At 40.9% G+C, this 24,148-nt stretch carries 28 protein-coding genes, 1 tRNA gene, 2 riboswitches and 1 other annotated feature (1 of these 32 only partly in view); of the genes, 13 read left to right on the forward strand and 16 right to left on the reverse strand.

Annotation, left to right across the window (positions count from 1 at the left end):
- Positions 1–922: 922 nt before the first annotated feature.
- Genes ACIZ62_RS14090 through ACIZ62_RS14100 form a run of 3 tightly spaced genes read right to left on the reverse strand, consistent with a single transcriptional unit; the run spans position 923 to position 1,892 of the window.
- Positions 923–1,378 (reverse strand): hypothetical protein, encoded by a 456-nt coding sequence (locus ACIZ62_RS14090; RefSeq protein WP_026394491.1) that lies wholly within the window; start codon positions 1,376–1,378, stop codon positions 923–925.
- A gap of 17 nt (positions 1,379–1,395) precedes the next feature.
- Positions 1,396–1,665 (reverse strand): hypothetical protein, encoded by a 270-nt coding sequence (locus ACIZ62_RS14095; protein ID WP_026394492.1) that lies wholly within the window; start codon positions 1,663–1,665, stop codon positions 1,396–1,398.
- A 23-nt stretch (positions 1,666–1,688) separates the two neighbouring features.
- Positions 1,689–1,892 carry a helix-turn-helix transcriptional regulator gene (locus ACIZ62_RS14100; protein WP_026394493.1) on the reverse strand — a complete coding sequence of 68 codons (204 nt, stop codon included), beginning with the start codon at positions 1,890–1,892 and terminating at the stop codon, positions 1,689–1,691.
- 164 nt (positions 1,893–2,056) lie between these two features.
- Here ACIZ62_RS14100 and ACIZ62_RS14105 point away from each other — a divergent pair, with 164 nt between their 5' ends.
- The 3 genes from ACIZ62_RS14105 (at position 2,057) to ACIZ62_RS14115 (ending at position 4,435) form a co-directional block, all read left to right on the forward strand.
- Positions 2,057–2,452 (forward strand): helix-turn-helix domain-containing protein, encoded by a 396-nt coding sequence (locus tag ACIZ62_RS14105; RefSeq protein ID WP_051355745.1) that lies wholly within the window; start codon positions 2,057–2,059, stop codon positions 2,450–2,452.
- Between the two features lie 67 nt (positions 2,453–2,519).
- Positions 2,520–2,906: a DUF2513 domain-containing protein gene (locus tag ACIZ62_RS14110; protein ID WP_304888812.1), complete on the forward strand. Its 387-nt coding sequence runs from the start codon at positions 2,520–2,522 to the stop codon at positions 2,904–2,906.
- Positions 2,907–3,340: 434 nt separating this feature from the next.
- A complete protein-coding gene (locus tag ACIZ62_RS14115) occupies positions 3,341–4,435 on the forward strand; it encodes a site-specific integrase (RefSeq protein WP_026394495.1) in 1,095 nt (364 codons plus the stop codon).
- 194 nt (positions 4,436–4,629) lie between these two features.
- Here the strand turns inward: ACIZ62_RS14115 and ACIZ62_RS14120 are convergent.
- Positions 4,630–4,705, reverse strand: a tRNA-Thr gene (locus ACIZ62_RS14120).
- Between the two features lie 547 nt (positions 4,706–5,252).
- A riboswitch (THF riboswitch) is annotated at positions 5,253–5,345 on the forward strand.
- A gap of 52 nt (positions 5,346–5,397) precedes the next feature.
- On the opposite strand from ACIZ62_RS14120, the gene ACIZ62_RS14125 reads away from it, so the two are divergent.
- From ACIZ62_RS14125 to ACIZ62_RS14145, 5 genes are all read left to right on the forward strand, one after another.
- Entirely contained in the window at positions 5,398–6,156 is a 759-nt protein-coding gene (locus ACIZ62_RS14125; protein WP_322519803.1) for a folate family ECF transporter S component, read from the forward strand.
- A 275-nt stretch (positions 6,157–6,431) separates the two neighbouring features.
- Positions 6,432–7,361 (forward strand): class II fructose-1,6-bisphosphate aldolase, encoded by a 930-nt coding sequence (gene fba, locus ACIZ62_RS14130; protein ID WP_322519802.1) that lies wholly within the window; start codon positions 6,432–6,434, stop codon positions 7,359–7,361.
- A 234-nt stretch (positions 7,362–7,595) separates the two neighbouring features.
- Positions 7,596–8,573, forward strand: coding sequence for an RluA family pseudouridine synthase (locus ACIZ62_RS14135; RefSeq protein WP_322519801.1), 978 nt, complete (start codon positions 7,596–7,598; stop codon positions 8,571–8,573).
- A gap of 2 nt (positions 8,574–8,575) precedes the next feature.
- The gene (locus ACIZ62_RS14140) at positions 8,576–9,112 is read left to right on the forward strand and encodes a Holliday junction resolvase RecU (RefSeq protein ID WP_111889309.1); all 537 of its coding nucleotides are present in this window, start codon (positions 8,576–8,578) and stop codon (positions 9,110–9,112) included.
- Positions 9,113–9,115: 3 nt separating this feature from the next.
- Positions 9,116–9,595 (forward strand): S-ribosylhomocysteine lyase, encoded by a 480-nt coding sequence (locus ACIZ62_RS14145; RefSeq protein ID WP_111889308.1) that lies wholly within the window; start codon positions 9,116–9,118, stop codon positions 9,593–9,595.
- Between the two features lie 27 nt (positions 9,596–9,622).
- Here the strand turns inward: ACIZ62_RS14145 and ACIZ62_RS14150 are convergent, their stop codons facing one another.
- Positions 9,623–10,474, reverse strand: coding sequence for a hypothetical protein (locus ACIZ62_RS14150; protein ID WP_111889307.1), 852 nt, complete (start codon positions 10,472–10,474; stop codon positions 9,623–9,625).
- 51 nt (positions 10,475–10,525) lie between these two features.
- Positions 10,526–11,296 (reverse strand): FAD-dependent thymidylate synthase, encoded by a 771-nt coding sequence (thyX, locus tag ACIZ62_RS14155; protein WP_414150444.1) that lies wholly within the window; start codon positions 11,294–11,296, stop codon positions 10,526–10,528.
- Positions 11,297–11,446: 150 nt separating this feature from the next.
- Here thyX and ACIZ62_RS14160 point away from each other — a divergent pair, with 150 nt between their 5' ends.
- Complete coding sequence (locus ACIZ62_RS14160; protein WP_322519805.1) at positions 11,447–12,070, forward strand: M48 family metallopeptidase; 624 nt, start codon at positions 11,447–11,449, stop codon at positions 12,068–12,070.
- Positions 12,071–12,136: 66 nt separating this feature from the next.
- Here ACIZ62_RS14160 and ACIZ62_RS14165 read toward each other — a convergent pair whose 3' ends face one another.
- The 6 genes from ACIZ62_RS14165 to ACIZ62_RS14190 form a co-directional block, all read right to left on the reverse strand.
- Positions 12,137–13,354, reverse strand: coding sequence for an OFA family MFS transporter (locus ACIZ62_RS14165; RefSeq protein ID WP_414150445.1), 1,218 nt, complete (start codon positions 13,352–13,354; stop codon positions 12,137–12,139).
- 21 nt (positions 13,355–13,375) lie between these two features.
- Positions 13,376–14,029 (reverse strand): 3-oxoacid CoA-transferase subunit B, encoded by a 654-nt coding sequence (locus tag ACIZ62_RS14170; protein WP_111889304.1) that lies wholly within the window; start codon positions 14,027–14,029, stop codon positions 13,376–13,378.
- A gap of 11 nt (positions 14,030–14,040) precedes the next feature.
- Positions 14,041–14,751, reverse strand: a complete 711-nt coding sequence (locus ACIZ62_RS14175) for a CoA transferase subunit A (RefSeq protein WP_111889303.1) — start codon at positions 14,749–14,751, stop codon at positions 14,041–14,043.
- Positions 14,752–15,245: 494 nt separating this feature from the next.
- Complete coding sequence (locus tag ACIZ62_RS14180; protein WP_111889302.1) at positions 15,246–15,965, reverse strand: zinc ribbon domain-containing protein; 720 nt, start codon at positions 15,963–15,965, stop codon at positions 15,246–15,248.
- 4 nt (positions 15,966–15,969) lie between these two features.
- Positions 15,970–17,265: a hypothetical protein gene (locus tag ACIZ62_RS14185; protein WP_414150446.1), complete on the reverse strand. Its 1,296-nt coding sequence runs from the start codon at positions 17,263–17,265 to the stop codon at positions 15,970–15,972.
- A gap of 2 nt (positions 17,266–17,267) precedes the next feature.
- On the reverse strand, positions 17,268–17,582 hold the full coding sequence (locus tag ACIZ62_RS14190) for a hypothetical protein (RefSeq protein WP_414150447.1): 315 nt from the start codon (positions 17,580–17,582) through the stop codon (positions 17,268–17,270).
- Between the two features lie 352 nt (positions 17,583–17,934).
- A riboswitch (THF riboswitch) is annotated at positions 17,935–18,027 on the forward strand.
- Positions 18,028–18,157: 130 nt separating this feature from the next.
- Between ACIZ62_RS14190 and folE the strand changes: the two genes are divergently transcribed.
- The 4 genes from folE to folK are packed head-to-tail and all read left to right on the forward strand — an operon-like array spanning position 18,158 to position 20,849.
- On the forward strand, positions 18,158–18,718 hold the full coding sequence (gene folE / locus ACIZ62_RS14195; protein WP_111889299.1) for a GTP cyclohydrolase I FolE: 561 nt from the start codon (positions 18,158–18,160) through the stop codon (positions 18,716–18,718).
- A 10-nt stretch (positions 18,719–18,728) separates the two neighbouring features.
- Positions 18,729–19,211, forward strand: coding sequence for an HD domain-containing protein (locus ACIZ62_RS14200; protein WP_111889298.1), 483 nt, complete (start codon positions 18,729–18,731; stop codon positions 19,209–19,211).
- 10 nt (positions 19,212–19,221) lie between these two features.
- The gene (folP, locus tag ACIZ62_RS14205; protein ID WP_414150448.1) at positions 19,222–20,049 is read left to right on the forward strand and encodes a dihydropteroate synthase; all 828 of its coding nucleotides are present in this window, start codon (positions 19,222–19,224) and stop codon (positions 20,047–20,049) included.
- The gene (folK, locus tag ACIZ62_RS14210) at positions 20,031–20,849 is read left to right on the forward strand and encodes a 2-amino-4-hydroxy-6-hydroxymethyldihydropteridine diphosphokinase (RefSeq protein WP_414150449.1); all 819 of its coding nucleotides are present in this window, start codon (positions 20,031–20,033) and stop codon (positions 20,847–20,849) included. The genes folP and folK overlap by 19 nt, the downstream gene beginning before the upstream one ends.
- Before the next feature lie 99 nt (positions 20,850–20,948).
- Here the strand turns inward: folK and ACIZ62_RS14215 are convergent, their stop codons facing one another.
- The 4 genes from ACIZ62_RS14215 to rplJ all read right to left on the reverse strand — a co-directional run bounded on the left by ACIZ62_RS14215 (position 20,949) and on the right by rplJ (position 24,031).
- The gene (locus ACIZ62_RS14215) at positions 20,949–21,527 is read right to left on the reverse strand and encodes a hypothetical protein (protein ID WP_111889295.1); all 579 of its coding nucleotides are present in this window, start codon (positions 21,525–21,527) and stop codon (positions 20,949–20,951) included.
- A gap of 19 nt (positions 21,528–21,546) precedes the next feature.
- On the reverse strand, positions 21,547–22,998 hold the full coding sequence (gene proS, locus ACIZ62_RS14220; RefSeq protein ID WP_111889294.1) for a proline--tRNA ligase: 1,452 nt from the start codon (positions 22,996–22,998) through the stop codon (positions 21,547–21,549).
- Between the two features lie 80 nt (positions 22,999–23,078).
- Complete coding sequence (gene rplL, locus ACIZ62_RS14225; protein ID WP_111889293.1) at positions 23,079–23,465, reverse strand: 50S ribosomal protein L7/L12; 387 nt, start codon at positions 23,463–23,465, stop codon at positions 23,079–23,081.
- A 44-nt stretch (positions 23,466–23,509) separates the two neighbouring features.
- A complete protein-coding gene (gene rplJ / locus ACIZ62_RS14230) occupies positions 23,510–24,031 on the reverse strand; it encodes a 50S ribosomal protein L10 (protein ID WP_414150450.1) in 522 nt (173 codons plus the stop codon).
- Positions 24,032–24,055: 24 nt separating this feature from the next.
- Positions 24,056–24,148 (reverse strand) — a sequence feature (ribosomal protein L10 leader region); it runs 28 nt beyond the window's last position.

The raw sequence follows: 24,148 nt of genomic DNA on the forward strand, positions 1-24,148 counted from the left end.
ACCCTTGGAAAAAGGCAAATTGATTATTCATTTTCTTTGGGTATGACGGAAATCTTTAGCATATGCTAAAGATCTGATGAAAAATTGCTGACAATGAATAAATTCGTTGTTTATTTCAGTTGAAATCGGGTATAATGACCGGACAGGATTATTAAATCCTGTCCGGGATTTTTTTATTTGATTGCATTTGACATCGCTTCCCCAATCGAGGGCATACCATGAAATTCTCCTGGTTAGGGATGGACAGAACTAAATCCCGCTACATAAGCCGGCACCATTAAGCGCTGCATAGCCAAATCTCCCCGTGTCATTGCGCTTATTCTCTACCACGAGAATATTTTAGCAAAACAGATGAATCTATTCCGTTTCGGCGCTTAGCCTCATCGACCGAAGGGATCTTTGGATCTCCATGATACGTGATATAATATAGAATGAAGTCGCAATTCATTCTATATCTTTGTCAATGATCACCTGATAGTTTTTAACTATCGTACTGGTGGAAAAGCTGGGACTCGAACCCAGATGAATACCGATATTCTTTTCCATAAAAAGAATGCGCAGCATGGAGTCGGTTTATGTATTAATTTCAAAATGAGATCATTCTTTTTAAAAGGTCTTTTTTTATAGATGTCTGTTATTATCGCTGACTACTGTTATTGCCTTTTCAAACGATTGATGAAGTTATAAAAATGATTCCTGATCGACAACTACAATTGATCCCAGTAGCACCACCAATTTCTTTTAATAACAGTTTCACTTCTTTGCTTGAAATATTGGAAATAAGCGAATTCGCTTCAATACATGTACTTCTCCCGATCTTGTGATTCCGGCCAATGAAGAAACTCAATTTTGGTACATTTCATCTGATGAATCCCTTCCGATAATTCAAAATAGTTTATCTTCATTTAAATTCTCACTTCACTTATAATTCGATGCCACATTCAACAATTTCTTTTAATAACTGAACACATTCCTCTTTGCTTTGAACATCCTTGCCATAGGCTTCCTCTAAGTACTCATCATAAACTTCATTAAAATACTCATCATTCTCCAGCATTTCAGACATCGACTCTAAATCATAGTCGTAATTGTAAAGAAAATAGTGGAAGAAATAATAAAATTCACTCATTCCATATGCCCGTTCATACCATTGACCCGCCAGATCACATTCATCACTGCCATTGGAACACCATCCTGTTAGATCCGCAACAAACGATTGAATAAAATCTCCTGGGTTTTTAAAGCCAGCTTTATAAGCTTTCAGTTTAAGATTGGAATATTGCTCATCTGTAAGCGCGATTGCTATGTCATCACGAATACGATCAGTTTTTACATCATCACTTTGGTCCTGCATAAAATCAGCGTAAGTACTACTCATTTTCACTTCGCCCTTTCTTATCTGAATGTATAAGACTGATTAAAAAAATTCCACAGTGCCAGCTTAGGTATTTTTGTGAAGCGATTTGTTAATTCACCTTTATCTCCACCAATAGCAAACGGACACCTACCTTGGTATGCTGCCGCTTTAAGACACTCAACATCCATTCCTAAAACCTTCGCAGCATCAGTTGCAGGAACACTATAACTTTTAGGATTTTTATCCATCAACCAAACCAATTCTTCATATTGTTTTTTTACTGATTCTGGGGCGTTATCAAGGTTCATGAGTTCCCTCCTTAATATTCCTGTTAGGAAAGTTCGTTGTCAAAAAAAATATCTTCAATAGTTTTATCAAAAAATTCGGAGATTATTTTTGCTTCATTTAACGAAAACGGGGTCGATCCCATTTCTTTCTTATAGTAGGCCGAAGCTGTCTTAAGCCCAATTAGATTAGCCATTTCCTTATGTGTCAGATTGTTTTCGGATCGTATTTTTTTTAAATAGATATTCATTCCATACCTCATTTCCTATTAGGAAAGTATTCACTTGTATTATATTGTCTCACCAGGAAATTGTCAATAGATATTATGATATATTTTCCAATTAGGCAATGTTTGGCAATTTACATATTTATAGTGTTAAAATACACGTAGAATTCTAAGTTCGGAGGGGGAAAGTGAACAGAATAAAAGAATTACGAATTGAAAAAGGATGGACACAATCACAGCTTGGAAAAGCGCTTAATGTAAAGGATTCAGCCATTTCAAAGTATGAATCTGAAAGAATTCCTATAACTGCAGAAACAATTAAAAAAATTTCTGAGTTGTTTAATGTAACCACAGATTATATTTTGTGTTTATCTGACTTTCCTAATGAGTATACGAAAATAGTCAATACCACAATTAATTTAACTCAGAACGAGCAAGAATTACTCGAGATTTTCAATAAGGTAACGAACGAACGTGATCAAATAAAACTCATTGGCCGGTTTGATGAAATTGTTGAACAAGTGATCGGTGATTTTAAGTCCGGCCATGCCCCATCTACTCGCTCAAAGAAAATCGTTGGTTAGAATAGTATGTGATCTCAGATAAAAAAATTAACAACTTCTCACTAAGCAAAAAAAAGGAGGTATATTTATGAGATTGAATCCTGAATGCGTACGTGATCTACTTTTATATCTTGAAGACAAGCTTCCATTCACATCTCATCTGTGCGCCAATAATATTGAAATTGCTCCTTATGAAACCACAGATATCATATACACAGTTGCAAAACTCACAGAAGCAAACTATATCAAAACATCCCAAATTTCCTATTCAGCTGAAACAATACCAACATTTCACATTCAATCATTAACCTGGTGTGGGCATGAGTTACTGGATAACATTCGGGATGATAATGTTTGGGAAAAAACTAAGTTTGTTGTGGCCCCATTCTCTTCAGTTTCCATCGGGATTATTGAAGATATTTCGAACAGGCTCATTTTAAAAATAATTGATGAAAGTTTACATCTAAATCCTTAGTTTCTAAAACAATAGATGTTTTCTATGCATAACGATCAATCTATTCATTTAATCGCCAACTGCGCATAACACAGTTCCAGGCCCCAACAAAGTAGCAACAGCTTCCAATGAAAAATCTCTTTCTCAGATTCACGACCCAAAACAATCAAATACTCTTATACCTTAGATTCTTAACTTGCCAGTAACTTTCATCAAGTAATCATTTGATTGATCAAACGCAATATAACGCTATTTTTTAACTTGCCGGTAATTTGCTCTACAAAACACACTTATAATTTAATGATAGATATGAACAAAATTTAAAAAGCCTTCGATATATTCAATCTCAACTTAAAATTTATGTGTGAACGAAAAATTAACGCTCCGGATGGCAGTCCGTGGCTTCTCAAAGTTTGTGACCAGGGATGGATGTTTATTTGAAAGGAGTAACAAACTTGCCAACAAAACTTATACAAGTAAGAAAAACAATCGGACATACCGTTGAAGGAAAACCGATCAGAAAGTCCTTTTACGCAAAAACAAAACGTGAAGGCGAAAGAAAATATTTAGAGTTCTTGAAGGAAGCTGAAAAAGAAAACAAAACCGCCCTTCATTACACTTTTTCTGAATTTTCGAAAGTTTGGCTCGAAACAAAGCGCGATGAAGTGAACGACAATACCTATAAGCAGACTTATTTAACAAATATGAAGGTGTTGGAAGCTGCATTCGGAGATAAATTGTTGGAATCAATCACCCAGATCAATCTTCAGAAATTCTTCAGCGCTCAATCCGGGATCAGTAAGTCAAAGATGGATAAACTTTATCTCATTGCCAACGCTGTTTTTTCGACTGCTTTCGAAAACGATCTGATTGATAAAAACCCAATGACAAAGGTAAAAAAAGGTCAGGTAAGCAATCCAAAAGAATTACGTACCTACACAGATCAACAATATCGGTTCGTAATCGATTTTGCCAAAGAGCACCCTTATGGTCTGGGCGTTTTTATTATGCTCAAAACAGGTTTAAGAAGAAGTGAGCTGTTTGCCCTTAAATGGGACAGCATCGATTTTGGAAAGAAAATTATGTACATAAAAAATGCAGCTGTAAAAGAATTCGGAAGTTATGTGATCGATAAGACAAAGACTTTTTCATCCATGCGACAAATTCCATTGGATGACGAATTTGTTAACCACTTAAAAAATCAAACTCAGCATAGCGAATATATCATCACATTGGGCAGTAAACTGAATCAAATCGCTGATCTGGATAATTGGACCAAAAGACGCTATAACCCTTTCATTCTCGATTTATCGGAGTTTTATATAGCAGAAAAAGAAAAAGCTAATGTTGAAAATTATGATCCACTACCAAAGCTCCGTATTCACGAGTTAAGACATACTTATGGAACCTTACTCTACCGATCAGGCACCGACGTCTATACTGTTTCAAAAATTCTAGGGCATGCTGATGTGCAAATCACAACAAAAATCTATGTTCACGACACTGTAGAAGACATAAGAAGCCGCATTGACTTCACTAAATTGCCTTAAAACAACTACTAAAACCAACGTAAAAAAGGTAGGACACTGAAGTAGGACAAAAAGTAGGACAATAATAGCAAGAAGTAGCCAGAAATAGCAAGAGATATGTCATTTTAAACAGTCGGTCGTCTAAATTGTGTACGGAACAAAATAAAAAGAATGGCTATTTAAAGCCATCCTTTCGATGAAATATTATTCTTTACTGGAGCTAGCGGGGGGAATCGAACCCCCGACCTACTGATTACGAATCAGTTGCGCTACCATCTGTGCCACGCCAGCAGTAAAACTTACTGAACTATCATAACACAAACCCTAGCTCCACATCAATATATATTTACCATTTTCCTTTTTAAATATGTCCGACTATTTCAGCTTTACACATTTCATTAATAACATAGCAATCAGATTCTGCTTTTTTAAAACTATGTAAACAGGCCAGGTCAAGATTAATTTCTGCACCCTTTCTTGACAGAAGAATGATTTTCTTTGCCAATCCAAGCACTTCCATATGGATATCATTGGTAATATAAGAATCGCAAACCTTTTTTACATCTTTTCACTCAGTGCGGCAAATTGATCCTAAGGGAATCTGCAATTCAAACAAAGCTCTGGGGCTTCAACGCCTTCTATTTTATAACCACAAACTCTGTACTTCCATAATTTTTTATTTATTACCCTCCATTTACATTTTTTCTTATAAATTTTATTATGACTGATACTATATCTACTCCAAATTTTGAAAATAACTACTTTGATTAAAAAATAACGATAATAATTTATCCTTGTGTAAACCTTTAAACTCATGTTAAAATGATGTCAATTTAATACCAGAGTAGACAAGATGCGTAAAGTGTTAAAGGATGGGAAGTTGCCTTTAAACGAAATGTGACCATTGCGGTATCTTGTCGCTTCCGCTGTTACAATGCAGATTGTAGGTTGCGGAAGCATTACTTTAAAATCAAGGAGGTTTTATGAAAAGTAATGCTTTTATTAGTAGTTCCACCCGGACCCGAGTTGTGGTCAATTGTGGACTGCTCATTGCCATCAGCATCGTGCTGAAAATTCTGTTTGAGGTGATTATCCCTCTTGGTGGTTTTCCCTCTTTGCGGGTTAACATCACTGCTTTGCCAATCATGCTAAGCGGTATCTTGTTTGGACCGTTGGCGGGTTTTGCCGTAGGTTTTATTTCAGATATTTTGTGCTTTATGATTAAACCAGGCGGTCCTTTCTTTATCGGGTTTACATTGGCCAATGGACTCACCGGTTTAATTCCGGGCCTACTTTTTATGATGTTAAGAAACAAAAAAATCAAACATCTGGAATGGTTCAATATGCTATTTATTGCTCTGACATCGATTATCCTGGCGATTTCCGGCATATTCAGTTTTAACAATGGCATCATTTACTATGAAGGAGCGCCACTAAACATGGTATTCTTTGTTCTTTTTGTTGTTTTGATGATCGCATTTGCGGTCTTCCCCATTGTTGTTGTAAAAAAATCCAATCTTGATCGTGAATATCGCAGCGATCACATTCTTTTTATCGTCAGCGTTTCACAATTGGTCACATCAATTTTGTTAAATACGTGGTTTTTAAGTATTCTTTATGGACAGGCCATTGCTGTATTACTCCCTGCCCGGATCATTACAAATATTTTTCTGATCCCACTGTACACGATTATGCTCGTCGGTTTATTAAAAATTCTTCCCAGCTTTATTAAACAACGTTAGTTCTTGTTTTTCAAAAAGAGGCGACTTTTAAGTTCGTCTCTTTTTATTTACCTTTAATTCAGAATTATCCCCACTTGCCATTTTAATTATTTCACACTTCAAAAATGCCTAATTTATTTTTGCTTAATTTCTGTCTGGAAAAAAATATCAAAAACTGTCAATTTTACCTTGATTGCTTGAGTATTCTTTCGAAAAAGAGTATACTAGCAGAGTAAATAAGTAGGAATCTAACGAAAAAAGAAGCAAAAATAATAACCCTTAGGAGGTTTTCAAAAATGGGATTAGTAACATCAACTGAAATGTTCAAAAAAGCTTATGAAGGTGGTTATGCGGTTGGGGCTTTTAATGTCAATAATATGGAAATTATACAAGGCATCGTAGAAGCAGCTGCTGATGAACAAGCGCCCCTTATTTTACAGGTATCGGCTGGTGCCAGAAAATATGCCCACCCCGTCTATTTAAGAAAATTAGTTGAAGCAGCCATCGAAGTTAGCGGTTTGGATATTTGTCTCCATTTAGATCACGGCGATGATTTCGAAATCTGCAAAAGCTGTGTCGATAGCGGTTTTACATCCGTTATGATTGATGGCTCAAAACATCCCTTTGATGAAAATATTGCCTTAACAAAGAAAGTCGTTGAATATGCCCATGATCACGGTGTTGTCGTTGAGGCCGAGTTGGGAAAACTGGCTGGCATTGAAGATGATGTCAATGTCGACACTGCAAATGCAACCTATACCGATCCAGACGAAGCGGTAGAATTTGTTGAACGAAGCGGTTGCGATTCTCTTGCAATCACGATTGGAACCAGTCATGGCGCCTTCAAATTTGCTGGTGAACCGCGCTTGGATTTTAAACGACTTGATAAAATTTCCACTCTCCTACCCGGCTATCCACTGGTACTTCATGGAGCCTCCTCCGTTCCAAAAGAATTCGTGGACCTATGCAATCAATTTGGAGGACAAATTCCCGGTGCCCAGGGAGTTCCTGAAGAAATGTTACGAAAAGCTGCCAAATCCGGTGTTTGTAAAATCAACATCGATACCGATCTAAGACTGGCTATGACCGCTTCGATCCGACAAGTTTTCGTTGAAAATCCCGGTTGGTTCGATCCTCGTCAGTATTTAGGACCGGGTCGTGCTGCTATTAAAGCGATGGTTACCCATAAAATAAAAAATGTTCTGGACTGCAGCCATAAACGATAATTTTTATTATCCTTAACGTGTTTCTCCGTTTTAAGGGCATGTCGCAAAATAACTTTGGTTACTTGCAGGCATGCTCTTTTTCGGTTAATACCATGCATCCTTTGCATAATCTTCTCAGAGCAAACTTAAAGCGCTGCTAAATGGATCAAATTATTCTTCAAGTGATACCAAAACTTAATTTATTTACCGGACTACCATGGTATAATAAGTAAAAATTTGACTTAAGGATTTTAAATGAAAACAATTGTTATCACCGAAAATGAAAGCAACCAACGACTGGACCGCTTTTTAAAAAAACTCATGCCCCAGGCATCGACAGGATTTCTCCAAAAGATGCTGCGAAAAAAAAGAATCAAACTCAATGGTCAAAAATCCGAGCCCTCCACTGCTATCATAGCTGGTGACGAGGTCCAGATTTATTTCTCTGAAGAAACCATTTCCAGCTTCCGCGTCGATTCGACTAAAAAAACGCTGGATAAAAACAGTACCATTCTTGATATCATTTATGAAAACAGTGATCTGCTGGTTCTTAATAAACCAGCCGAGGTACTCACCCAGCCGGATAAAACTGAAGAACTCTCGCTAATTGATTACGCCGTTGACTATCTGATTAAAAAAGGCGATTATGATCCTAAAACAAACCTGACCTTTACTCCGGCCTGTGCCAACCGATTGGATAAAAACACGACTGGGGTCATCCTGGTTCCCAAGAATTATAAGACCCTCCAGGAGGTTAATAGTGCCATCCGGGAGGACCGAACGGAAAAGGTCTACTATGCGATTGTCTTTGGCAAACCCAAAGCTGCCGATGAGATTGTCGGTTATTTAAAAAAGGATGGTGATCGGAACACCGTCACCTTCTCGGAGCAACAGACCGCCCCAACCGATAAAAAAGCGGTACTGAACTACGAAACCCTGGAAAGCCACGGCGACTATGCATTACTTAAAATCATTTTAAAAACCGGCCGTTCTCACCAGATTCGGGTACAACTTTCAGCCATGGGTTTTCCCATTCTGGGAGACCCTAAATACGGGAATCGCTTGATTAACAGCCGCATGTATGAAGAATCCGGCCTGAGCAGCCAACTGCTTCATAGCGCCCAATATACCCTAACGGATATCAAAAAAACGTTTACCGCGCCAGTTCCCCCGGTTTTTGAAAAAGCTTTAAAACGCTTTGGCTTCAAAGATCCGTTTTTATTGGAGAAATAACCATGGGGTACTGGAATAGCCGCGGGCTGCGGGGAAGTCAGCTTGAGGAGAATTTAAACATCACCAACAAAATTTATTTAGAACAAGGTCTGGCTGTGGTTCAAAAAATCCCCACTTCCATCAAACCAGTGGAGTTGGATCCGGCCAAAGGAACCATCAAACTGGCTTATTTTGAAGAAAAAAGCACGGTCGATTATTTGGGAAACATTCAGGGCATTCCTGTCTGCTTTGACGCCAAGGAAACCAGCCAGAAACGTTTGCCAATTGCTAATATCCACCAACATCAGATGGAATTTATGGAGGCTTTCGAAAAGCAGGAGGGCTTATCTTTCCTGATTGTCCATTTTAAATTCTGCGATGAAACCTTCTTGTTACCATTTGGCATGCTAAAAAACTATTGGGATAATGCCCAGCATGATGGCCGAAAGTCGATTCCCTATGGCGACTTCGATCAGAATCTGCGTATTTACCCTTTTCATAATATTCTCCTCCATTATCTGGAGGCGATCAACCATTATCTTACCGGAAAGGAAGAATAAAAAATGAAAAAAATTGCCAGCTTCACCATTAACCACCTGGATTTACTGAGGGGCGTCTACATCTCCCGAAAAGATTATTGCGGCGACCATTGCATCACCACCTTTGATATTCGGATGAAAGAACCCAATCGCGAACCGGTAATCAATAATGGCGAACTCCATGCCCTCGAACACCTGGGGGCAACCTTTCTACGAAATGATCCGGTTCTCAGTGATCAGATCGTCTATTTTGGACCGATGGGCTGTCGAACTGGTTTTTATCTGCTGATGAAAGGCGAATTGACTCCTGAGGATATTTTGCCCCTGATTATCAAACTCTTTACCTTTATGGCCGGTTATCAAGACGAAATTCCCGGTGCCTCTCCCCGGGACTGCGGTAACTACCTGGATATGAACCTCCCCATGGCCCGCTATGAAGCAACAAAGTTTCTGACCGAAATTCTTGAAACGATCCAACCTGAAAACATGATTTATCCTGAATAAATAAAAAAAGCCCATTTCGGGCTTTTTTTATTTCTGAGTTTTTGACTCGGTCGCTTTATCCAATTTCTTGTTTTTGCCAACTAGCTTTTCAAATAATTGTTCTGAACGTGATTTTCGTTCACCCATTTTTTTCTCTTGAAGTCGGGTAAATTTATTGATCCGACTAACCCATGTTTTCGCTTCGGCAATCATGCTGCTGTCATCAGGATTTGGAATAACCGCTGTCCATTCCTGAAACAGTCGGCCATTTCGCGTTAATGCCTCATAATTAATGGCCAGAACCTTATACATTTTCTCTCCATTATCGTAGTTCTTCAGTTTAGCCTGGGCTTTTGACCAGCGATGGAAGCGCCCCATAATGTAAGCGCCATCTTCTTGAATAATGGTGACATAGGGTTTAACCAGCGCCTTGTATTTAAAACTCTGGGGTAATATTAGGGTAAACAGGACCGACAGGGTGGCAAAGAAAGCAAAAAAGACAAAACCCAGCCATTTCATCCCTTCTGATAACATAATAAAGAGTAATACCGAAATAACCAACTCAATTCCTAACAAGATCCAGATTTTTTTCTTTTCTGAATTCTTCTGGATTTCGTTTAATTCACCAATAAATCCCACATACTGAGCTTCATCATATTCCCAGATCAGGGCCTCATCTTTTTTCTCCATAAAGGCTTCAAACTCACGATACCGACGATAGTAATAAATAGCATAGCCAAGCGAAAAGACGATAACAACCACCCCGGCATAGGTAAAGTAAAACTGATAAATGCTAACCGCCTTTATCACAAACGGAATAAAAATAATAACGGCCCCTAAAACAGCGACAATTAAAGAGAGCATCATATTCTGTTTTTCGGGATTTTTAATTTCCAACATAACTTTTCACAACCTTTTCAATTTTTATTTAAGATCCTGTTTATTGCTTTTTTATAATTGCTTGAATTTTTCTCTGACCTCAGTCATTTTTCCGCAGGTCATGCTTCCCTCTGGACATGGACCTTCCATGCATCGGGGTCCGCCATTTTTAAAGAGCAGCGGTGCCACTTTCTTACATTCTTTAAGCATTTGGGTCGCCAATTCACGAATTTCCCATTGAGCTCGGTTACAGCAGCGTTGATTATAAAAATGCAGCAATTCCCGGGTATTCATGGTTGTGACGATTTTTGTCTCACAGGCATTAGGCAAAACAAACCGGGCATCTTCAATACCTTGCTTTTCGGCAGCCATCGCAGCTTGTTTCTCAGAAAGGCCTGACGCCATCAAGTCCCTGGTATACTTTTCGATCAGCTTTTGAGCTAGCGCATCATAGGTCTTCTGAGCATTTTCCATCCCCTCAACAAAGATCGTCTCGCCATCTGGCAACGCTTTAATTTCTGGGGGAATCACATAATTAAACTGCCCTTCACTGACATAACGCTGGGATTTCTGGCTAAAGCTGGCCATCCGATGGCGTACCAACTGATGGGTTAAGGCCCGGCTCACCCCTTCAATGGCAAAGGTAAAGCTGGCGTGTTCAATGGGTGACGCGTGCCCCATGTCCATCAAACGGGTTAAAAAGCGTTCGACATTGTCATCCGTCAGGTCTTCCATAATCTCATCGGCACCGGCTTTGGAATAACAGAGTTTGGCAGCCGCCGCAACTAATTTTTCGGGCTCCGGCGTGTGTTGAATCAATGTTACCTTTAATGTTGTTTCCATAAGATTCTCCTCTCATTTAAAAAATGTTTCCTCGTTATTCTCCACATTTTTCCTCAAACTTTAATATCTCATTATAACATTTTTCTCGTGAAAGTACAGGTGATAGTGTGCTTCTTAAAAAATTACAAGTTGATCACCAATTCTTTCCCTATGGTGACAACTATTTCTATTCAGGTTTCTTCCCTTCTTGGATATAATAGTAAAAAAATGCGTCGTTTTACAAAAGATGGAGGTACCCCTATGTTTGGCAGTCTTGATACCGTCCCTGAATTACTAAAAAATCATCAGTATAAAACAGGTGAAAAACATAAATTCCTTGGCGATTACTATCGCCTGATGATCGAAGAATCCCCCACCACCGGTGTCATCATTGACAATTATAATATGGTTCTCAATGTCCATGATACCCAATCCCTAACACATAAAGAATTTGTATTGGATATGTGGTACCGGGAACAGGCCCGGGAAGTCTTCGTAGAAGCCATGGCCGCGGCCATTGTTATGGCCGCTCCCTACAAGGTTCGTTTTCCCGACTTAAAAATCTATCGGCTGGACAATCGCTGGGGTGCTTGCTCACCTAAAAGCCAACGGGTAATCCTCAACCTGGAACTGATTAAAACCCCCAAGGAGTGCATTGAATACATCGCTTTACACGAGATGTTGCACTTTCGTTTTCCCAATCACAATCTTTCCTTTTATGGTGCGCTGGGCACCCTGATGTCGGACTGGAAAGAACGTGAAGACATGCTTAACCGAAAATATCGTTTAACTTAAAACAAAGATCTGCCGCAATATGGCAGATCTTTGTTTTTATCTCGCTTTTAATGCTTCTAGTCGAACTTAATTCTCTACAAGTGTCATTTGATGTTTGGCATTTTTTTGTTTTGCAAACATCACCAGAATAATGGCGGCAATGTTGATCCCTAAGGTGATGATAAAAGCCAGATTATAACTGCCACCGCTTTTCTCAACCGCGTAGGCGGCAATTTGCGGGCCAATAAAGGCACCAATAGAAAGCCCGGTCATCACAACCCCATAATTCATGCTTAAGTATTTGATCCCGAAATTATCGGCCGTGATCGATGGGAATAAACCGAATACGCCCCCATAGCTGGCTGCGATCAAACAGATGCCAACCATGAAAAGCGGCAAGTCGTTCGTAAAATACAAGGCTACTAAGCCGGCACCGCTTAGCGCAAACATCCCAATCAAGGTATTATAACGTCCAATTTTATCCGATACAGTTCCCCAGACAACCCGTCCGGTCGCGTTGGCCAGTCCGATAAAGCCAACCGCAAACGCCGCCTGCTCCGGAGATAAACCAACCATCACCTGACCGATTGGCGAAGCCTGACTGATGATCATCAAGCCTGAAATACAGCCCAGTACCATTAATCCCCAGATCAAATAAAAGTCAGGGGTTTTTAACATCTCACGGGTGGTAACATTACCAGCACTCTGATTTGTAGCCACCGCTGTCGCCAAACTTGCTATATCAGAAACGGGTGGAGCGGCAATAAAGATTCCCAATACCAGAATGACTCCGGTAAAGATCAGGCCCAAGGTTTGAAACGCCCCAAGTACTCCTTGGACGGCAATGAATTGTACCGCCAAGGGTGCAAAAATCAGCGATCCTGCTCCAAATCCGCCGGCCGTCAAGCCCCCAGCCAGGCCTTTATTTGCAGGGAACCACTTAACCGTATTGGAAACGGTAATTGAGTAGATCAGCCCAATTCCCGATCCTGCAATTAACCCATAGGTGATGTAGATTTGATAAACCGTGGTAATCATGCCGCTTAAGTAAAGCCCCAATCCAAACAGCACACCGCCTAATAAAACCACCATCCGGACACCAAATCGTTTTACCAGCGGTCCGGCAAAAATCATGGCAATGGGCAATACAAATAAGTTAATCGTAAACGCCATTGAGGCCTGTGAGGCTGTCCATCCAAAATCCACCATCAATGGTTTTGAAAAAACGCTCCAGGCGTAGGCAAAACCAATACACAAGTTTATCACAATGCTGACCGTCAGGATCAGCCATTTTTTATTATTCATCCTATTCCCTCTTCTATCTTTCTAGGTAATTAAAACGTGTTCCCATTGCATGATGTTCAAAATCGTCGCTTCGGTAAGCTGCTCAACCTCAGATGCCGTTACTCCCGGTGCCAGTTCTTCCAGATACAAACCTTCCTCCGCTACCCGAAACACTGCTTTATCGGTGATAATCATATCCACCACCCCCGCGGCAGTTAATGGCAGGGTACATTTCTTTCGAATTTTTGAGTTGCCATGCTTATCTGTATGCGTCATTGCCACAACAACGCGTTTACAGCCGTAAAGCAAGTCCATGGCGCCGCCCATTCCGGTTAAAAGTTTACCGGGAATCTTCCAACTGGCAATGCTGCCGAGTTCATCAACCTCCAAAGCACCGACCACAGTCATATCAATATGACCACCCCGGATCATCGCAAATGAGGTTGCCACATCAAAAACGGCACCACCGGGAAGCATCGTAATCGGTTCTGCCCCGGCATTAGCGATATCCGGATTGCTTTCACCCCGTTTCGGTTTTGGTCCAAACATCAGTCCGCCATTTTCGGTCTGAAGAAACACCTGGGTTCCTTCCGGAATATAATTGGCCGATTCGGTCGGTATTCCAATTCCCAAGTTGACATACATCCCGTTCTTAAATTCTTTAGCAATTCTTTTTGCGATATAATCTCTCGACATTTTCAGACCTCCTATAATTTATTTGTGGCAATCCACAATTCTTCGTAAATCGTTCTTCGTTCTTCATAGCTGTGACCCTTTACAATATAATCCACAAATATCCCTGGCGTTCCAATGTTCTCACAGGCAATCTCCCCGACGTCTACCATTTCGTCTACTTCAACAATGACAATATCTGCCGCCGTTGCCATCACCGGGCTGGTGTTGCTCATCCCTTTGTACTGCAAATTTCCTAAGGGATCACAACGATGGGCCTTAATCACTGCCACATCAGCGCGAATCGGTTTAAACAATAAGTAGGGTTTGCCATCGACAATGATCTTCTCTGCCATGTCTTCAACTTCAGTTCCCATTCCCACTGGTGTAACAACGGCCCCCAGTCCGGCGCCCCCAGCCCGTATCCGCTCGACAAAGGTGCCCATGGGACTGAGTTCGAGTTGTACTTCCTCATTAACAATCTGCTTAATCAAATTGGGATCCGTTCCCACATGCGAGGTCACATATTTTATAATTTGCTTATTTAAAACCAGTTTTCCGATATCAACACCACCGCCCCGATAACCAGCGCCGATGCTGATGACAGTCAGATCTTTGATTCTGGCGGTTGCTATTGCGTCGATCATTTTTAGTGGAACAGCAGCCCCTAAAAATCCTCCGATCATAACAGAAGATTTATTGCGAATCTTTTTGACGGCTTCTTCTCGTGTAATTTGTACTGCCATTTCAATGACCTCCTTTTGTACCTATATTACCAAATCCGATTGGGATGGTTACTCAATTTAACACGAAACTGATCAATTGAAACTACAATTTATTGACCGATAAAAGGAATTTTTTACGATATCTGCGTGAGGTTTACACCAATTTTCTTTAAGTAGATGTTTAATACATTAATGTTACCCTTATAACCGTTATTCAAGTACCTTTAATCCGACTCAAGAACTGTTTTATTAACAGCGTATTTGCAACAAAATATCAGTTAGCTAACAATACTTAATGTTTATACAGATATAATTCATTTGTTTGTAAAATATTGATTTTACATCAATTTCGAGGTCTATATTTTACCTGTATTCTTGTGGTTTTGAACAAAATAAAAAAATAACTGGATAAAACAGCTCTGCTGCATAATCCAATTATTTTCTATTTTTTGTTTATTTTGCTTTTTTAACGATCACCTTAATCCGGTTTTTCGCTGCGTTTATTTAATTAAAACTCAAACATGCATTTTATTTTTTAGCATTCTTCTGGTTTTTTCAGGTATCCGATGATAAATTGTTTGCAGCAATACAATGATGCAAATTCCCGAGACCGCCACAATCAGTGACCAGGTTAAATGGATGCTACCCAGCACGTTTATACTGATAATTCCATCGATGCCAATCGCCAGCACAATCACAAAAAGAATCAGATTAGAGGGAATAAATATAAACTGGCTCTTATGACGGGTGTGTTTCAAAACGAACCGGAACAGGCTGATATCCAGATAAACCAGGGTCGCAATCGGAAAGGCGTAACTCAGAAACCAGTTCGATTGACTTCCCAGAATCAGGAAAACCAATAAACAGGTGACGACCACCGTAATATAAGCGCCCAGAAAATTGTAATTCGGCTGTAAATAACCCATGGCAAAAAACACGATCGCAAAGATACTAAGATCTGCCAGAGCAATGTATTTAAGCAACTCATGATTCCAGGGGTAGACCAGATAAATCACCCCGATGATGACCATGATGCTTATGGCAATAATGGTTAACGAAAAAAACGCCTTATTCTTTTTTCCCAGATGATCTTCATCATAGGTATTGATCGCCTGGGGATATTTAGCGTCATGGGGGTAATTCCCCTCATTGACATCCGGTATCGGAAAGTCGCATAACGGACAGCACTTCACATCATCTTCAACTTCAACACCGCATTTCGGACAATAAGCCATCTTCTCACCTCTTATTCGTTTCTATTTTTACCGGAATCCCCAGCTGTCTTATTTTTCTAAAAAAGATCGTTTCAATCACTGTTTCCCCTGTCGTTTTTCCAAAACACAGAGCCAGACTGTTGCCATAACTGACTGTTACCAGCTTTAGTCGGCTTTCGGCACTGGGCGAGGGAAAGACTTCAAAGCGCTTCACATAAGGGCTCAGCTCTTCTGGAACCGTGACCACTCCCAGGTTGGACAAACCGCTGGTATAGCCCCTTTCGCCGTAGCGTTTGTAAACCACCGGCATTAACAGTTTTTTTACCCAAAGGGGAATGATCCTTAGAAAGATCAGCTGTTCATTACGCACATTTCGAGAAATATAACGATTAATATGTTTCCGATTCATATAAAGGCCCATATACCCCTTGATCTGCTCGATAATTTCCTCCCGGGTATAGTAACCCAAAGCCAGATCAATCTCCGGGTTCAAACTGATAAAGAAATTTCTCAAGGTGATGGAAGGAAACATCTTTCTCAAATCCACTGGCACATTGATGGCAATCCGCTGTCGGTGCTTCTTATTCTCACGAATGGGGAGTCCCATAATATATTCCTGAATACTCTCAAAATAAAGGGCCAGAATAAACTGAGTCAGGGTACAGCCATAACTTTTGGCTAAACTAAGCATGGGGGCCACTGGCACAAAGCCGGTCAGTAAAAGGTATTCGCCCTTGGAAAGAAGTTCAAAAGGAAAATGGAATACCTTTTTACTACCAGGAGGAGGGGGGACATTTTCTTCATAATAAACCTTAAACGAGTCTTCAAACTCTCCCGGATCCACTTGTGCATGGATGTCCATTGCTTTTCCCAGATTTTTAGGAACAATACCTTTTAATTGTTTAAAATACTCAATGATCAGCGTCTGCAGAAAAGCCAGCCCCCCGCTGCCATCACAGATACTGTGATTAAACTCCACATGGATATACTTTTTATAATAAAGCACCCGAAAAGGAAAGGTCTTCCCCTGTCGCTGCCGCATCGTTTTACAGGGATAATAGGTTTCTTCTTCGACCTTTGGAATCGCCTCGGTATGTTCATAATAATACCAGAAAAAACCCCGTTTTAAGGTCACCTGAAAATAGGGAAAGCGATGGATAATCTGCTCCAGAGCCTTTTGTAAGGTGACGGGTTCGACCGTTTCTGATAATTCCACCGTCATCCGATACACTGTTGTCATCCGTGATGATGCAATGGCCGTATAAAGTACCCCGGCATTATCCAAAGAATAGAAGTTCTTTTTCTGATTCTTCTCCTCCATCATCAACCTCCGCCCCTGAGAAAGTTCTTCCGAAAAGTATCTAAAAAATCGTCAAACTGATCATTTTTTACGGCCAGAGTAACGTCCACCGCAACCAGTGAAAAAACACCAATACTCTCCTGGCGCTCTTTTGACAGGGTTACCTGCCATCCCTCACCAGTAAAGGTATCTGCATCTATGGATCTTGCTTTTGCGGCCAGATATCGTTCAAACTGACATCTGGGAATTCCCCGCATATTAAGTTTCTTAACTGTGAATTGATCCGGATTAAACAGTTCCCCGAGTTTTTGATTTGAGTCGGTCATTGTCTTACTCATTTCTGTTCGTATTTCTATTATATTTTGCAGGATTATTTTACCATAGTCTTCTTAAGTAAATGCTGAAATTTTTAAGTACGTGATCTTTCTTTTGCTTGTTTACTCACTCAATTCCGCTCCACTAATTTAAAATAAGTAAGATTACTGCACATCGATTACAAGTTTTGCCTCACTTTGTTAAAAAAATGGTTAAATATTTTCTCTTTACTTTTGTCATTCTTTTTTACGGCCTTTTATTGGCAATTTAAACTTGAAATCTGAACTCACATAACGATCTGCTCCTTTTAACAATACTGTAATATTACCCTTGTAACTGACCCCAACCCATGTTAAAATACATCCAATTAAATATAACAGAGTAGACAAGATGCGTGAAGTGTTAGAGGATGGGAAGTTGCCTTTAAACGAAATGAACTCATTGCGATATCTTGTTGCTTCCGCTGGACCCCTTACAATTAAGGGTTGCGGAAGCATTGCTTAAAACATTTTGTTTTATTTAAGTAATGCTTTTTTCATTTGGTTTTAGTAAAAACCATTCCGGATCAATGTGAAATTGATTCGGCGATAGGAGAATAATGATCGATCAACAAAAAATTCAAGAAGCTGTCACAATGATTTTAGAAGCCATCGGCGAAGACCCGACCCGGGAAGGCCTGGTTGAAACCCCTGCCCGGGTGGCCCGGATGTATGCCGAAATTTTTTCCGGACTAGGCCATACTGCCGAAGTTCACCTTGCTAAAACCTTTGCGGTAAAATCCGATGACATTGTCATTGAACGGGATATTCCCTTTTATTCGATGTGCGAACATCACCTGTTGCCATTTTACGGTAAGGTACACATTGCCTATATCCCCAATGGTCGGGTAGCTGGCCTTTCAAAACTTGTGCGAACGGTTGATTTGTACTCAAAAAAACCTCAGCTTCAAGAAGTATTAACCACCGATATTGGTGAAGCAATTATGGCGTATCTCCATGCCCGGGGGGTCATGGTTATTATCGAAGCCGAGCATCTCTGTATGAACATGCGGGGCGTTAAACGTCCCGGTACCCGAACGGTTACTGCGATGCAAGCCGGTATTTTTATACATAACAAGGAACTAAAAGATGAAGTGCACAAGCTGTTAAGCATTAAATAGAGCATGTTTTATGGATACGTTAAAAAACACCAATCGACTGTATCAAAGCAAAGACTATCAAGCTCACTTGCAAAAGATAGATGCCCATGAGGTTAAACGGCAGTTTTGTTGTCATACGATTGACCATTTTTTATCGGTGGCCCGCATTGCCAGTATTAAGACCCTAGAAGCCGGTTTTGACGTCTCCCGGGATCTCATCTACACCACCGCATTGCTCCACGATATTGGTCGTTTTGTCCAATATGAGGACAAAACACCCCATGAGATTGCCTCCCACCAATTGGCAATTCCTTTGCTTAAAAAGCTTGATTATAGCGACCACGAAAACAAGCTGATCCTGGCGGCAATCCTCAATCATCGAAACCCGGAAGCCCAGGGATTTTGTCGAATTATCTATGAAAGTGATAAATTATCCCGGGCCTGTTTTTCATGTCCGGTTGAAAAGGAATGTGATTGGTCTAACGAAAAGAAAAACCTGACCATCATTTATTAAAGGAGTTTTTATGCAAATAGGCAGTAAGAATTTTGACTTAAATAATCAGGTCCTCATTATGGGGATCTTAAACGTTACCCCGGATTCATTTTCCGACGGTGGCAAATTTAACAATCTCGATGCCAGTCTTAAGCAGGTCGAAAAGATGATTGCCGACGGCGCCGATCTCATTGATCTTGGCGGCGAATCGACCCGACCCGGTCATACCCAAATCAGCGATGCCCAGGAAATCGATCGGGTTGTACCGATGATTGCGGCTATCCATCAGCGCTTTGATATTCCCATTTCCATTGATACCTATAAAGGTGCCGTCGGGGCCGCTGCCTTAAAGGCCGGCGCTGACCTGGTCAATGACATCTGGGGATTTAAATATGACCCTACTCTGGCCGAAGTGACCGCTGCATACCAGGTTCCCTGTATCCTGATGCATAATCGTGATAACCAGAACTACCAAAACCTGATGGTTGACATTAAAGCAGATCTTCAGGCATCGATCGATATCGCCCTCAAAGCCGGCATCTCCCGGGACGCGATCATCCTTGATCCTGGCATCGGTTTTGCCAAGGATTATGCCCAGAATATGGAAACAATGCACCATCTGGAAAACTTGCAAACCTTAGGCTACCCCATTTTGCTGGGTACCTCGCGCAAAGGTTTTATCGGTCTGACCCTGAATCTACCGGTTACCCAGCGGGTTGAAGGTACCGTGGCAACCACTGTCATCGGCGTTATGAAGGGCGCTTCCATTATCCGGGTCCATGATGTTCTGGAAAACAAACGCGCTGCTCAAATGGCTGCCGGTATTATGAAAGGAGCACCATGGACAAACTCTATATAAAAGATCTGGAAGTTTTTGCCTACCACGGGGTTTTCCCGGAAGAAAAAACCCTGGGCCAAAAATTTTTGATCTCGGTAACCCTGACACTCGACATGCAGGAAGCGGCCCTCACCGGCGACCTGACAAAATCGGTACACTATGGTGAATTATGCCATGCTCTGGAAGTCGAATTTAAAAAAGAAAGCTATGACCTGATCGAAACCGCCGGTGAAATGCTGGCTAGCTATGTTTTAAAACACTATTCCATGGTTAATGATGTGCGCATCATGATTAAAAAGCCCTGGGCCCCGATTTTAAAATCGATGGACACCGTAGCCATTGAAATTAATCGTGGCTGGCATGAGGCTTTTATCGGATTGGGGACGAATATGGGCGACCGCAATCAGAATTTAGCCGAAGCCATAGAAGCCATTAAAAACAGCCCCGGTATTGAAGCGTTGATCCAATCCACGGTCATCGAAACCGAACCCTGGGGTTACACCGATCAGGATGCATTTCTTAATTGTGTCTTAAAAATCAGAACAACGCTCCCCCCCACTACCCTGATGAACCTGTTGCTAGGCATCGAACAGGGGCTCAAACGGGAACGGACGATCCACTGGGGACCCCGAACCATCGATTTGGATATCTTATTCTATGACAATCTCATCACCGCTGATCCCCTGGTAATTCTACCCCATCCCAGAATCCAGGAACGGGCTTTTGTGATGGAGTCAATGGTAGAAATCGCACCTTATTTTGTTCATCCGCTGCTTAATAAACGGATGTTTGAAATTTTTGAGACCTTAAAAAAGGCGTAAAAAAAGAGACGTATTGAAATTCGATACGTCTCTTTTTTATGTTTGCCAAACCGTTTTATCGTAAATAGTCGCTCTTAATTCATCTGGTCATCATTTATGCTATCCAAAATAAATAGCATAAGCCGTTCGACTCGGGGTGGTCAGTCCCATTTCAGTAACAGAAACACCGATCTCATCTTCAACATTCTCAAATAGGTCAAAGATCTTCTTCCCGGATTCCAGACGAAATCCCTCTTCACCAGGGTAGATACAGTCCAATATCTCAACGCCGTAACGACTTTTTATATCACGAATCAATGTTTCTCTGGCAAATTCACAGGCAAAATTACAAAGTTCCATAATAATGTACTGATCCAGCAGATTTTCGCGGGAAAAACAATGATCTTCGATTTCTGAACCGGCCGTGACAATATTCGGAAAAACATAGGTTGCCTTGGAAATCTTCTCAACGCCAACTTCACTTTCAAAAATAACGCCATCCAGCGTGAAGTGTGTAGCATCAATGATTCTCGCTTCGGAAACCCGATATAAAACCTTCGGTAGAGGAATGTTTCTTGCCGTTTCAAGAATCCGTTCAATCGGCAACGCCCGTTTTGATCCTTTTTTCATTCGAATATGTTCATAAAACGCGCCTTCGTTCAAGAAAAACCCCAGGTTTGTCATTGTTATGCTGCTCATCTTCACACACTCACTCCTTCTAATAAGCTCGGGCGAAGTAGACCATTTTCTGCGCCGGCTTGCCACAACATACGCATTTGCCTTCGAACAATACTTCCTGTTCATCGTCAAAAGGAATACAACGGATCGATGCCCCGGTATCTTCTTTAATCTTGTCTTCGCAGCTACGGTCACCACACCACATCGCTTTAACAAAACCCGGATTTTCTTTTAAATTTATTTTAAATTCATCGATATTTTCCGCCGTTGATGTTTTTTCTTCCCGCATTTTCAACGCTTTATTAAACAGGTTCGCCTGAATTTCGGTCAGCAATGCCTCTACCGCCTGGGTGATATTATCCAGACTAACCGGGATTTTTTCACTCGTATCACGACGGGCAAGGACACATTGGCCCTTTTCGATATCCCGGGGACCGATTTCCAGCCGGATTGGCACGCCTTTCATTTCCCACTGATTAAACTTCCAACCAGGAGAATAGCCGTCCACATCATCAACCTTGACTCTAAAGTCTTTTCCCAGGGCTTTGCCAATTTCCCAGGCTTTGTCCAGGACGCCTTCTTTATGTTGGGCAACTGGAATAACAACCACTTGAATCGGGGCAATTTTCGGTGGTAAAACCAGACCATTATCATCGCCATGAACCATAATGACACCGCCTATTAATCGCGTTGACACCCCCCAGGAGGTATGATAAGGAAAGGATTGCTCATTATTTCGATCCAGATAGGTAATTTCAAAGGCTTTGGTAAAATGCTGGCCCAGATTATGGGAGGTGCCGGATTGGAGCGCCTGACCGTCATGCATCAGCGCTTCCATCGTATAGGTTGCATCGGCTCCGGCAAATTTTTCTTTGTCACTTTTTCGTCCCACCACCATTGGCATGGCCAGATGACTTTCGGCAATTTCGCGATAGATTCCCAGCATCTGCATGGTTTCTTCCTGAGCTTCTTCGGGGGTCTCATGGAGCGTATGGCCTTCCTGCCATAAAAACTCAGAGGTTCTTAAAAATGGTCGGGTTGTTTTTTCCCATCGGACAACCGAACACCATTGATTATACAAATATGGCAGTTGGCGGTAGGAATTCAGCCACTTTGAGTACATGCTGCAAATAATTGTTTCTGAAGTGGGGCGCACCGCCAATCTTTCAGTCAGTTCTTTTCCGCCACCATGGGTTACCCAGGCTACTTCCGGGGCAAACCCTTCCACATGTTCCGCTTCTTTGGTTAAAAGGCTTTCCGGAATTAATAACGGGAAATACATGTTTTCATGCCCAGTTTCTTTAAACCGTTTATCATAGGCGCCCTGGATCAGTTCCCAAATAGCATAGCCATAGGGTCTGATTACCATAAACCCTTTTACCGGAGAATAATCCACCAATTCTGTTTTAGATATGACATCCGTATACCATTGGGGAAAATCTACTGCCATGGGGGTAATTTCCTTGACTTGATTTGTCTGTTTTTTCGCCATTTTATTTCTTTCTCAGACTTCGTCTGTTAAACAAAAAAATCACCTGCGCAAGCAAGTGATTTTTAGTGGTTATCGAGTAATTATTTTACTTCGACGCTTCCGCCAACTTCTTCAATTTTAGCTTTAATCTCAGCAGCTTCTTCTTTAGTTGCAGCTTCTTTAACTGGTTTTGGAGCTTCGTCAACTAATGCTTTTGCTTCTTTTAAGCCTAAGCCAGTTAATTCACGAACAACTTTGATAACTTTGATTTTTTGATCGCCGGCAGCTGTTAAAATTACATCAAATTCAGTTTTTTCTTCTGCTTCTTCAGCAGCACCGCCACCAGCAGCTGGAGCAGCCATCATTGCCATTGGAGCAGCAGCGCTAACGCCAAATTCTTCTTCTAATGCTTTAACCAGTTCAGATAATTCTAATACGGTTAAACCTTTTACGTCTTCAATTAATTGTGTTACTTTTTCACTTGCCATTTTATAAAACCTCCAAATATTCTTTCTTTAATTTATTTTTCAAATTATGCTTGTTTTTGTTCTGCAATCGCGTTTAATGCGACAACCAATCCACGCATGTTTCCGTTAAGTACGTTAACAAAACCTGAAATTGGTGCGTTTAAGCCACCAAGAACCTTGGCAACCAATACTTCACGTGGTGGTAATTCTGCAAGATCCAAAACGCCTTTAACGTCTAAAACCTTACCGTCTACCATACCTGCTTTAATTTCTAATGCTTTATGCTTTTTTGAAAACTCGCTAAGTAGTTTTGCTGGAGCAACGGGATCGGTATCACAAAACGCAATGGCCGTTGGTCCGACTAAAACGTCAAGCAAACCTTCAAAACCAGTTTCTTTAGCTGCAAACCGCATCATTGAGTTTTTATACACCTTGTAGTCGATACCTGCGGCCCGAGCCTGAGCACGTAACTCAGTCACTTCTTCAACGTTCAAACCACGATAGTCGACAAGAACAGCTGTTTGAGCATTTCTAAGTTTTTCGGCAATTTCTTGTACAACAACTTGTTTTACTTCAATCTTTGGCATGTATTATCTGCACCTCCTTTTAAAAATCGTATCAAAAAAGCTCACTCCACAGCGTGAAGAGAGCTCTATTATTTAATAAGCTTTTTCTCTTCAACCTCGGTAGGATTTACAAACCTA

The sequence above is a fragment of the Acetobacterium carbinolicum genome (genome assembly GCF_047456275.1).
Classification (GTDB): domain Bacteria; phylum Bacillota; class Clostridia; order Eubacteriales; family Eubacteriaceae; genus Acetobacterium; species Acetobacterium carbinolicum.

Bases quoted from the DNA above. Each gene is read 5' to 3' on its own strand.
- fba (WP_322519802.1), top strand. From the start codon at position 6,432: ATGGGATTAGTAACATCAACTGAAATGTTCAAAAAAGCTTATGAAGGT.
- ACIZ62_RS14185 (WP_414150446.1), bottom strand. From the start codon at position 17,265: ATGGAGGAGAAGAATCAGAAAAAGAACTTCTATTCTTTGGATAATGCC.
- ACIZ62_RS14215 (WP_111889295.1), bottom strand. From the start codon at position 21,527: ATGAGCAGCATAACAATGACAAACCTGGGGTTTTTCTTGAACGAAGGC.
- ACIZ62_RS14135 (WP_322519801.1), top strand. From the start codon at position 7,596: ATGAAAACAATTGTTATCACCGAAAATGAAAGCAACCAACGACTGGAC.
- ACIZ62_RS14100 (WP_026394493.1), bottom strand. From the start codon at position 1,892: ATGAATATCTATTTAAAAAAAATACGATCCGAAAACAATCTGACACAT.
- ACIZ62_RS14175 (WP_111889303.1), bottom strand. From the start codon at position 14,751: ATGGCAGTACAAATTACACGAGAAGAAGCCGTCAAAAAGATTCGCAAT.
- ACIZ62_RS14090 (WP_026394491.1), bottom strand. From the start codon at position 1,378: ATGAGTAGTACTTACGCTGATTTTATGCAGGACCAAAGTGATGATGTA.
- ACIZ62_RS14140 (WP_111889309.1), top strand. From the start codon at position 8,576: ATGGGGTACTGGAATAGCCGCGGGCTGCGGGGAAGTCAGCTTGAGGAG.
- rplL (WP_111889293.1), bottom strand. From the start codon at position 23,465: ATGGCAAGTGAAAAAGTAACACAATTAATTGAAGACGTAAAAGGTTTA.
- ACIZ62_RS14165 (WP_414150445.1), bottom strand. From the start codon at position 13,354: ATGAATAATAAAAAATGGCTGATCCTGACGGTCAGCATTGTGATAAAC.
- ACIZ62_RS14145 (WP_111889308.1), top strand. From the start codon at position 9,116: ATGAAAAAAATTGCCAGCTTCACCATTAACCACCTGGATTTACTGAGG.
- ACIZ62_RS14170 (WP_111889304.1), bottom strand. From the start codon at position 14,029: ATGTCGAGAGATTATATCGCAAAAAGAATTGCTAAAGAATTTAAGAAC.
- ACIZ62_RS14150 (WP_111889307.1), bottom strand. From the start codon at position 10,474: ATGTTGGAAATTAAAAATCCCGAAAAACAGAATATGATGCTCTCTTTA.
- folP (WP_414150448.1), top strand. From the start codon at position 19,222: ATGCAAATAGGCAGTAAGAATTTTGACTTAAATAATCAGGTCCTCATT.
- ACIZ62_RS14190 (WP_414150447.1), bottom strand. From the start codon at position 17,582: ATGAGTAAGACAATGACCGACTCAAATCAAAAACTCGGGGAACTGTTT.
- thyX (WP_414150444.1), bottom strand. From the start codon at position 11,296: ATGGAAACAACATTAAAGGTAACATTGATTCAACACACGCCGGAGCCC.
- folK (WP_414150449.1), top strand. From the start codon at position 20,031: ATGGACAAACTCTATATAAAAGATCTGGAAGTTTTTGCCTACCACGGG.
- ACIZ62_RS14125 (WP_322519803.1), top strand. From the start codon at position 5,398: ATGAAAAGTAATGCTTTTATTAGTAGTTCCACCCGGACCCGAGTTGTG.
- ACIZ62_RS14095 (WP_026394492.1), bottom strand. From the start codon at position 1,665: ATGAACCTTGATAACGCCCCAGAATCAGTAAAAAAACAATATGAAGAA.
- ACIZ62_RS14110 (WP_304888812.1), top strand. From the start codon at position 2,520: ATGAGATTGAATCCTGAATGCGTACGTGATCTACTTTTATATCTTGAA.
- ACIZ62_RS14160 (WP_322519805.1), top strand. From the start codon at position 11,447: ATGGTGACAACTATTTCTATTCAGGTTTCTTCCCTTCTTGGATATAAT.
- folE (WP_111889299.1), top strand. From the start codon at position 18,158: ATGATCGATCAACAAAAAATTCAAGAAGCTGTCACAATGATTTTAGAA.
- proS (WP_111889294.1), bottom strand. From the start codon at position 22,998: ATGGCGAAAAAACAGACAAATCAAGTCAAGGAAATTACCCCCATGGCA.
- rplJ (WP_414150450.1), bottom strand. From the start codon at position 24,031: ATGCCAAAGATTGAAGTAAAACAAGTTGTTGTACAAGAAATTGCCGAA.
- ACIZ62_RS14180 (WP_111889302.1), bottom strand. From the start codon at position 15,965: ATGGCTTATTGTCCGAAATGCGGTGTTGAAGTTGAAGATGATGTGAAG.
- ACIZ62_RS14200 (WP_111889298.1), top strand. From the start codon at position 18,729: ATGGATACGTTAAAAAACACCAATCGACTGTATCAAAGCAAAGACTAT.